Here is a 2,763-nt window from a genome sequence, read left to right as displayed (position 1 = left end):
GCGTTATAGAGGGCTTGGATCATCAGGGCGGACACGAACGACAAATGGCCTTTGTCCGACTCTCGAACCTCAGTCTTTTGCAGCGGGCATGGCTGACGGCTTTCGTCGCCGCACTGCTTTGTCTTGCCGCGACCGCGCTTGCAGTTGCCGAGACGAAAAGCGACGCGCGCAGCGTCACCGATCGAGGCCGCATTCACGGCGACGCTGAAGGTATTCACCAGGGAAGCCTTCCGATGCAATGGCCTTCGCGCAGAACAATCTCGGGGATGTCAGCTGGAATCGGGCCAGCTATGGCGGCGGCAAGGCCGAATATCAAAAGGCGATCGGATTCTTCGAGAACGCCAAGCAGCGCTTTAGCGAAGCCGGCTACACCAGCCATCCCTCTCACCGACCAGAAGGTCGATCTGGTGAAGAAGCAGATGGCGAAGAAGTAGGTCTACGCTTCCCGCCGACCGCGCCTTGTCTTTCGGCCGGCTTTACCGTCCCTATATGTCCTGCCACCGGAACCCCTTGCCGGGAACCGCAGAAGGATAGCGGATGATTCGATTTGCCTTGGCGTTGTTCCTGCTTGTTGTTCCCAGCGTGGCGCACGCCACGGATGCAGGCTGGGCGCTGCTGCGCGACGGCGGACACGTCGTGCTGCTGCGCCATGCCATGGTCACCGGCACCACCGATCCGGCCAATTTCGACATCGACAGCTGCGCCACCCAGATGAACCTGTCGGCGCGCGGCAAGCAGCAGGCGAGCAAGATCGGCGCTCTGTTTGCCGCTCGGGCGGCACCGATCGAGCGCGTGCTGTCCAGCCGCTATTGCCGCTGCCTCGACACCGCCCGCATCGCCTTCGAGACCGACCCGGAACTCTTTGCACCGCTCGATCTCCTGAAAGGCGACGAGACGCAGAAGGCCGCGCAGATCGCTGCGATCCTGAAGGAAATCCGCGTCTATTCCGGCTCCGACAATCTGGTCATGGTCACCCATCTGGAAGACATCGTGGCACTGACCGGCATCTCACCGCGCGAAGGTGAGGCCGTCGTCGTCGAGCCGCAAGGCGATGGCCTGCGCGTGCTCGGCCGCGTCACCTTCTGAGCGTGCTGCGCGATCGCTGACGCCGAAAGCGGTGTTGCTGAAATGCCACCGTTGAAAGAAGCCGCAAATTCGCCGTGACAATGCCGCTTGCGACAACCCGTCGCAGGGGCTATAGGCGCGCTCCCGGTCACGAGAACCGAAGCGAGCACAACGGTTGGAGCTTTCGTCTCCGCCCGTGCAGGCGGCATTGCCGCCCTGTATACGGCGCCGCTTTGGGGATTGGGATCGCGGATGTAGCTCAACTGGGAGAGCGCCGGACATAATCCGGAGGTTGTGGGTTCGAGTCCCTTCATCTGCACCACGGATAGCTCAGTTTGGTTAGAGCATCAGATTGTTAATCTGACTGTCGAAGGTTCGATTCCTTCTCCATTGGCCTTGAAAAGCCATCCGAAAAACGGTCCGGGGACTGGAATGCGAAAGACTGGACGGGTGACCCAAGCCTTCGGGCGCGGATCATCTCAAGCGTCTTTCGCCATCGGCTCGCGGCCAGGCCCGCGGTGACGATCAAGGCGCGGTGTCGCCGGCAAGGGAGGCTAAGGCCTCCTGCGCCCGCTTCGCTGCCCCGCGATCCGCTCCCGAAGGCCCGCCACGGCTCGATGCCACCAGTCCCCGGATCATTCGTGCCCGGGCTACGACGCAAGAGACGACGTGAAACGAGAAACGAAGGGAAGATCGACGCATGACGTGACGCCTCGCATGGGGCCATGCCCGACAGGAGTAAGACAATGACCATTCTCGACAAGGTTCTTGGACGCGAGCGCGTCCTCGTAAAGGAAAACGAACGTGCCCTCGCCCTCCACAAGGGGGAGATCAAGGCTGTCCTGCTGCCGGGCGAGCACTGGCTCGCCAACCGGCGCGGCAGCCTCGAAGTGTCTCGGCACGATCTGAAGAACCCGGAATTCGTTTCGGCATACGAGAAGGCGTTGTTCGACAAGCTTCCGGATGTGGCCGCGCGTCATTTCACCGTCGTTCGCACCGGGCGCACGGATGTCGCCGTCATCGAGCGTGACGGCAATCTGCACGCCGTGCTGGCACCGGACCGCAAGCTCGTGCTGTGGACGGATGCCGGCCCGTGGAAGGTGACGCTGATCGACACGTCAGTCGATCTCGCCATCGATGCGGCGATCATGCGCCGGCTCGGCCAGGCCCGGAAGGCGGAATTGATGTCCGTCCATCCGGTCGTCGATGGTCAGGCCGGACTGCTGTTCATCGACGGTGTCCTGGTCAGGACGCTGACGGCGGGCGTGCATGGCTTCTGGAACGTCGGACGCATGGTGCAGATCAAGGTCGTCGACCTCAAGCGCCAGTCGCTCGACGTTGCCGGGCAGGAAGTGCTGACCAAGGATCGCGTGACGATCCGCGTCAACATCGCAGCCGAATACCGGGTCGTCGATCCGGTCAAGGCGGTCAGCATGGTGAAGGACTTCTCCGAAGCCCTCTACCGCGCCCTGCAATATGCCTTCCGCAAGACGCTTGGCGCGCTGACACTCGATCAGATCCTCGAAAAGAAGGTGACGATCGATGAGGAAGCGGCAGCCAAGGTCCGCGCCGACATGGCCGAGATCGGCGTGGAGGTCAGCGATATCGCGCTCAAGGATGTCATCCTGCCGGGCGAGATGCGCGAGATCCTCAACCAGGTGGTGTCGGCCGAAAAGCAGGCCGAGGCCAACATCATCC

The 2,763-nt window shown here is 62.3% G+C and carries 4 protein-coding genes and 2 tRNA genes; 5 read left to right on the top strand and 1 reads right to left on the bottom strand.

Translation table 11 applies throughout. The features are described 5' to 3' along the window. Window positions 1-218 (bottom strand): hypothetical protein (locus tag EOA22_RS37795; protein ID WP_164756003.1); only part of this gene is annotated, 218 nt, incomplete at its 3' end. 20 nt (window positions 219-238) lie between these two features. On the opposite strand from EOA22_RS37795, the gene EOA22_RS39170 reads away from it, so the two are divergent. From EOA22_RS39170 to EOA22_RS29825, 5 genes are all read left to right on the top strand, one after another. Beyond that, window positions 239-541 carry a hypothetical protein gene (locus EOA22_RS39170; RefSeq protein WP_244514304.1) on the top strand — a complete coding sequence of 101 codons (303 nt, stop codon included), beginning with the start codon at window positions 239-241 and terminating at the stop codon, window positions 539-541. Beyond that, entirely contained in the window at window positions 538-1,086 is a 549-nt protein-coding gene (locus EOA22_RS29840) for a histidine phosphatase family protein (protein WP_063168176.1), read from the top strand. The genes EOA22_RS39170 and EOA22_RS29840 overlap by 4 nt, the downstream gene beginning before the upstream one ends. Window positions 1,087-1,313: 227 nt before the next feature. Then, window positions 1,314-1,387: transfer RNA gene (locus tag EOA22_RS29835), tRNA-Tyr, on the top strand. Window positions 1,388-1,389: 2 nt separating this feature from the next. Then, a tRNA-Asn gene (locus EOA22_RS29830) sits at window positions 1,390-1,459 on the top strand. Between the two features lie 352 nt (window positions 1,460-1,811). Then, window positions 1,812-2,763, top strand: a 952-nt coding sequence (locus tag EOA22_RS29825) for a slipin family protein (protein WP_164756005.1), incomplete at its 3' end; no start/stop codon positions are given.

The organism is Mesorhizobium sp. M7A.F.Ca.US.014.04.1.1 (genome assembly GCF_003998745.1).
GTDB classification, from domain to species: Bacteria; Pseudomonadota; Alphaproteobacteria; order Rhizobiales; family Rhizobiaceae; genus Mesorhizobium; species Mesorhizobium ciceri.
Note: the sequence above shows the minus strand (reverse complement) of the source record. Positions and strands in the feature narration are given on the sequence as shown.

Coding starts and splice junctions, on each gene's coding strand:
- EOA22_RS39170 (WP_244514304.1), top strand. CDS start 239: ATGGCCTTCGCGCAGAACAATCTCGGGGATGTCAGCTGGAATCGGGCC.
- EOA22_RS29840 (WP_063168176.1), top strand. CDS start 538: ATGATTCGATTTGCCTTGGCGTTGTTCCTGCTTGTTGTTCCCAGCGTG.